We start from the raw sequence: 4,929 nt of genomic DNA, 5'->3' as shown, positions 1-4,929 counted from the left end.
AACAACCGGAAGAGCGCGGAATTCCCCTGGGATGGACATGGTGATTTAGGGACGGGGGATAACACGAGCTTCTGTCATATACCTGCCAGGCAGCTAAACCCGTCCAAAACTCGCACTCTTCCGGTTGTTTCGAGAAAGCTAGTGGGCTCTCAGCTCCTCCGCAGCTTATTTCCCGGCCCTGCCGGGACGCTTCACTGCAACCAAAATAAAGCATTCCAGCCAATCAGTCAACTGCACAGATACATGTTATTTGCTATAGCGGCGCAGGGGAAAGACCGGCAGGCCGTCCTTCACCTGCACCTCCACCTTCCCCTTGCGCACCCGGCGCAGGAAATCTATCAGCAGCCGTTCAAACGGGTGGAGCATCACGGCCTTGTACTCGGTTTTCTCCTTCCTGTTCATGTGTTCGCCTCCCCGCAGGAATGTGAGGACCGGCCAGGTGCCGTCTTCGGAAGGCAGGTCCAGGCACGCGATCAGGTCCTCCGGCAGGTCCAGGTCCTCCGCGTCCAGGGGCAAAAGCGCCCTGCCTTTTCTTACCTCCAGCCCGGCGGCCAGACGGTTTTTCAGGAGGACCCGGAGCAGGTTCTCCAGGTCCCCCGGTTCCCGGCCGGCACGTTCCCGCCATCTTTCAATAGCGTGGTCAGTCAGCACTACCTTCAGCTTCACGGTCACCACCTGCCAGCTCCCGCAGCTCTTCCACAGCACCCCACATCTTTGGAGTCATCCTGACTGTGGCGCCGGTCCGTTCCGCTAGGTCGAGGGCTACGAGGAAGCGGTTGACTGCGCGCGCCAGGGCCCCCCACCCGCCGGGCGCGTGTTGCGCAGTCCCCTTGCTGTTGCAGTCCGGGCAGTGCCTTTCTGTCTCGTCCTCCGTCACGTAGTAGCGCAGCCCGCACGCGGGACAGACCAGTGTAATCAGCCTCTCTCTTGCCCCGCACCACCAGCACACGCGGCAGGCGTACTCGTCGTTAGCGACGACGTGCCATGCGTGCTCTCCTCGTCGGCACCTCTCTTCCCCCTCGGTCTTTGCCCGGAGAAATTCCCCGGGCGCGGTCTGCCGGAAGAGCTCAAAAGCCTGCTCCTTTTGCTCTTCAAATTTCTCTAAAAAGACGGCGTGTGAAGAGCCGTAGACCATATTTCAGCCCTCCTTTTTGTCCAGCGCGGCCAGGGCTTCATTTAGCTTAACTGTCTTTGGGTGGTACTTAAATATACTAGGCCATACGCTAATTACATCAACTACACCCCGCGCTGCCTCCACCACGGCTTCGAGTTTCTTTATTCTCTCCAGCAGTTCGCGGCCTGCGTTACCGGAAAGGGCTTTACGGGCCTTCTCGCAGACGGGGTGGCAGCGGAATACAGTGCACTCTCCCCGGAAGTGGCCGTCTGAATATGCCAGTCCCTGCAAAGTCTCCCGCATTGCAGCACACTGCGTCTCCAGCTCCCGTACACGCTGGAGCCAGTATTCGCCGAAGTCTATGACCCATGGTATATAAACTATTGGCACATCACTATCACCGCAGTACTGGTAGGTTTCTTTCAGATGACACAAGAAATCCCAATCTGCTTGCCAATCGCGGCTGGGCATTATTCGTCCTCCTTCCTTTTAGCCTCCAGCTTCTCTAGTTCTGCGTCCAACCTGGTGATGACGTTTCTGATGTCCCTCAAAGCGCGTTCGTACAGGATTAAAACCCGCAAAGCCCAGGCGAAACTTTTTACCGCCTCTTCGTACTCCTTTTTAAAGTCGAATTCTGGTTCGGTCTCAGCTGGTTTGCAGGCAGGTGCGGGCTGATCGCTGAATACGTGGCTTATCACATTACCGTTACGGTAGAACACGCACTCGCGCCAGCATTTTGTGCATCTGGTAGTGCCGTCGTTAAGTTGTATCTCGACGTGGCGGTTGTGCTTCGCGCTCTCACATACCACCATACCGTTTTCGTGCTTCCAGGGCACTGTTCTGACCTCCTTACAATGGATGTACTGTTCTAAAAGAGTTGGCCGCTATAATCGCCCTACCGATAGCCTCTACAACCTGCGGCACGACGGCATCACCCAGGGCCATCAGCCGTTGCCTGCGGTACGGGATTTCCCCCTGTGCGAGCCTCGGAGGCTCCCAGTCGTACTGCGGGCATCCGAAGGGAGCGGGCCATCTATGGTTGTCCAGCCGACCGGAAAGCCCATCAAGCACTCTACCCAGCCGGGGTTGAGCGTCCCGTGCACCTGCGGTTTTTCCCAGCAACAGACAACATCCGGCAGGTCTAGTGATTGAGCTGTTTTCTTCCTTTTCTCCAGTCTCGCAACCGTTTTCTCCGGGTCTGTGCCGCCGCTCCGGTAATCCCGTGCCTTCGGCGTGGGCCACATTATCCCCGGATTGTGTTTTGCCTGATCTACCAGTGTTATTGCACTCTTCCCCGTCCGCAGGCACTCTTCGTAGAACTCCCTGCTCTTCGGCCCCTGATTGGCGTTCCATGCCTGCGGAGTGCGCCACAACCCACACTCTGTCTCTCCTGTGCGGGGCACCAACGGCACAAGCCGGAATAATAAGCGTCCCTGTTTCGTAACCTTCGGTTTCCAGGTCAGATAACACAGTGTCGAGCGCCATGTTGACGATGTTAGCAACATTTTCAAACAGTACCCAAGGGGGCCTGACTTCCCGTATAATTCTAAACATTTCCGGCCAGAGGTAGCGGTCATCAGCCGTGCCCCTGCGCTTCCCGGCGACGGAGAAGGGCTGGCAGGGTGGTCCGCCGCAGATGAGATCAATTGTTCGGCCTGCTTCATTGTCTATCACTCCCGCTTCAATAAGTTTTTCCCTGGTCAGCTCGCGGACATCGCCGAATACCGGCACGTGCGGCCAGTGTTTCTTCAGGACGGACCTGCGGTAAGAGTCTATCTCGCAAAACGCTGCGGTGGTCATACCCGCGCGTTCCAGACCAAGGGCAAACCCTCCGATCCCTGAGAATAGGTCGAGTACTCTCATCGCGTTCGCGTTCCTCCTTCCAGCCGTCACCCGGGGACGCACGCCAACCACACCGACCCTCCCCGTGCGTCCCCGTGCGGGTGCGGCCCGAACCTTACTCGTCGCATCAGACTGTTTCTGCGTCGATTTCAAGCGGGCCGGTGTTACCCTGTGCGAGCATCCGCGCCACCTCTTCAGCCAGGGCAATTGCACTTTCAGGCCGCTTCACTTCATTGCACAGGTTTACCCACCGGCCACCCACCAGACTGCCGTTAACCCACCAGTGACCGTCTCCGTTGCAACCGACACTGACTGCATTGACTGCGGCGACCATGGTTCTACCGTTCGAGTAGCGCAAGTGTAGGACGACATACCCTCTACAACCAACTGAGCCGCTCACTGCACTCACTCCTTCCTGCCCGGTTGGGTGCGGCATTTCTAGAATGCTTTCTTCAGCGTAATCGCTAATTTCCGGTTTCGCTTTGTTTCAGCGAAATAAGCTCAAGGGCCTTCGTCAAGGGAAGGACGACCAGCCACCCCTGCCTGTCCGACCGTAGGGCCAGGAAGTCTCTCCCCTCCAGCCAGGCGTAAAGCTGCTTGAACCCGTCTTTCCGGCGCTTCACCTCTCCCCGGCCCACGCCGGGCCAGTCCACGTCACCGGAGTATGTTCCGCCGGCGGAGCCGGAGAGTGGCACCCGCCGCCCTCCGACCAGCCTGGCAAACTCCCTCTCGCCGTTGTCCCCCTTACGCCTGGGGGATCTGCCGCCGACCATCTTACTGCCCACCACCCTCCTGCTGTTTCTGTCGCCTCCGGTACCTCTCGCGGCACCTGTCCCTGTATTTCTTTCGCGGCTTCGGCTTGTACCAGCCGCGCGCATGCTTGCTGTCAAAAAGCAGGTCAAGCTTTTTCCAGGCCCAGATCATGCCTGACCCCCCTTCAGAAACGGCTTAAAACGGGCATGTCACGCATTAGAAATTTGGGTGCAAAGCCTTTTATACTGGCCTCTTTAAAACCGCCTGCATTTGACCCCGTTTTTACGAATTTCCAATTTCTGCGGCCAGTAAAATCAAGGCTTTCAAATTTGCCCGTGCAGAGGGTGTTTACCCCTCAACCCCTCTCCTGGGGACCGGCCTGTTCAATGGGTCCACCGGTTCGTTAAACGGCCTCTCCGGATACTTCCGCTGCACCAGGTTTATCACCATCTCCCTGGGACCCACGAACTATTTGGCGAAAACCCTGCCGCACTTCGCGTAAGTGGCCATCAGCCGCAGTTTCGCGGCCAGGGCCGGTTCTTCCAGGTTGGCGTTTTCGGTATACAGGGCGTAGGTGTCCCTCGACAGCGGCCAGTATTCAGTTGCCATTACAGGCATCCTCCTTCCCTCTCGTCTCCACCAGGTCATACCCGCTCCACGTCATGGCCTGAAGTTTCCAGCGCCGCAATATCTCGCACTCCCGCAACGTCAGGTACCGCCTGAAATACCCGCGAGCAAGTTTGATCAGCAGGCCCCAGTCTACTGCGGTCTTAGTCATGCCCCTTCACCCCCTTCCGCCGGCGGCGCAATAGTTGGCACAGCCTACACCTCCGCCTTGCCGGACCAGTGCCCCGGGCCGACCTGGTGGCGGTGGTGGCGGTATTCCCTCTCCAGGTCGTCCAGGCGTTCCTTCAGGTCGTTCAGCAGGGACACGACCTGAGAAAGTTGCTGGCTGCTTTCTAGCACCCTGACCCTGCTCTCAAGCGCCGCCATGTCGGACGCCCGGTTCAGGAAGATACGTGCAGCCCGGGTAATAATCTCTTCCTGCCACGGCAGCGGGCACGCCACGCCGGTCATGTCCACCGGGCAGGTGCAGGTATGTCCTTCGTGCCCCGGGCATGCCCCTGTGACGCGTTCAGCGGCCCTCTGAGGGGAGTTTTGGACCTCTTCTCGGGATTGTGGTGGACGGTGTCTCTGAGGTGCTAAGTATTGACGTAACT

At 58.2% G+C, this 4,929-nt stretch carries 11 protein-coding genes; all 11 read right to left on the bottom strand.

Features of this window, described 5'->3' with window-relative positions; translation table 11 throughout:
* Window positions 1–246: 246 nt before the first annotated feature.
* The gene (locus ACPLUI_RS10945) at window positions 247–666 is read right to left on the bottom strand and encodes a hypothetical protein (protein ID WP_424660299.1); all 420 of its coding nucleotides are present in this window, start codon (window positions 664–666) and stop codon (window positions 247–249) included.
* A complete protein-coding gene (locus ACPLUI_RS10940; RefSeq protein ID WP_424660298.1) occupies window positions 641–949 on the bottom strand; it encodes a hypothetical protein in 309 nt (102 codons plus the stop codon). The genes ACPLUI_RS10945 and ACPLUI_RS10940 overlap by 26 nt, the downstream gene beginning before the upstream one ends.
* A 189-nt stretch (window positions 950–1,138) precedes the next feature.
* On the bottom strand, window positions 1,139–1,585 hold the full coding sequence (locus ACPLUI_RS10935) for a hypothetical protein (RefSeq protein WP_424660297.1): 447 nt from the start codon (window positions 1,583–1,585) through the stop codon (window positions 1,139–1,141).
* Window positions 1,585–1,950 (bottom strand): hypothetical protein, encoded by a 366-nt coding sequence (locus ACPLUI_RS10930; protein WP_424660296.1) that lies wholly within the window; start codon window positions 1,948–1,950, stop codon window positions 1,585–1,587. The genes ACPLUI_RS10935 and ACPLUI_RS10930 overlap by 1 nt, the downstream gene beginning before the upstream one ends.
* A gap of 13 nt (window positions 1,951–1,963) precedes the next feature.
* Entirely contained in the window at window positions 1,964–3,028 is a 1,065-nt protein-coding gene (locus ACPLUI_RS10925) for a DNA cytosine methyltransferase (RefSeq protein ID WP_424660295.1), read from the bottom strand.
* A 55-nt stretch (window positions 3,029–3,083) separates the two neighbouring features.
* Entirely contained in the window at window positions 3,084–3,356 is a 273-nt protein-coding gene (locus ACPLUI_RS10920; RefSeq protein WP_424660294.1) for a hypothetical protein, read from the bottom strand.
* Between the two features lie 64 nt (window positions 3,357–3,420).
* The gene (locus ACPLUI_RS10915) at window positions 3,421–3,729 is read right to left on the bottom strand and encodes a hypothetical protein (RefSeq protein WP_424660293.1); all 309 of its coding nucleotides are present in this window, start codon (window positions 3,727–3,729) and stop codon (window positions 3,421–3,423) included.
* Window position 3,730: 1 nt separating this feature from the next.
* Window positions 3,731–3,880, bottom strand: a complete 150-nt coding sequence (locus ACPLUI_RS10910; RefSeq protein WP_424660292.1) for a hypothetical protein — start codon at window positions 3,878–3,880, stop codon at window positions 3,731–3,733.
* A gap of 297 nt (window positions 3,881–4,177) precedes the next feature.
* Entirely contained in the window at window positions 4,178–4,318 is a 141-nt protein-coding gene (locus ACPLUI_RS10905; RefSeq protein ID WP_424660291.1) for a hypothetical protein, read from the bottom strand.
* Entirely contained in the window at window positions 4,308–4,487 is a 180-nt protein-coding gene (locus ACPLUI_RS10900) for a hypothetical protein (RefSeq protein WP_424660290.1), read from the bottom strand. Before ACPLUI_RS10900 ends, ACPLUI_RS10905 begins: the two co-directional genes overlap by 11 nt.
* Window positions 4,488–4,531: 44 nt before the next feature.
* The gene (locus ACPLUI_RS10895) at window positions 4,532–4,786 is read right to left on the bottom strand and encodes a hypothetical protein (protein ID WP_424660289.1); all 255 of its coding nucleotides are present in this window, start codon (window positions 4,784–4,786) and stop codon (window positions 4,532–4,534) included.
* Window positions 4,787–4,929 lie beyond the last annotated feature (143 nt).

Source organism: Desulfofundulus sp., assembly GCF_049701015.1.
GTDB lineage: Bacteria > Bacillota > Desulfotomaculia > Desulfotomaculales > Desulfovirgulaceae > Desulfofundulus.
This window is presented reverse-complemented; position numbering and strand designations above follow the sequence as displayed.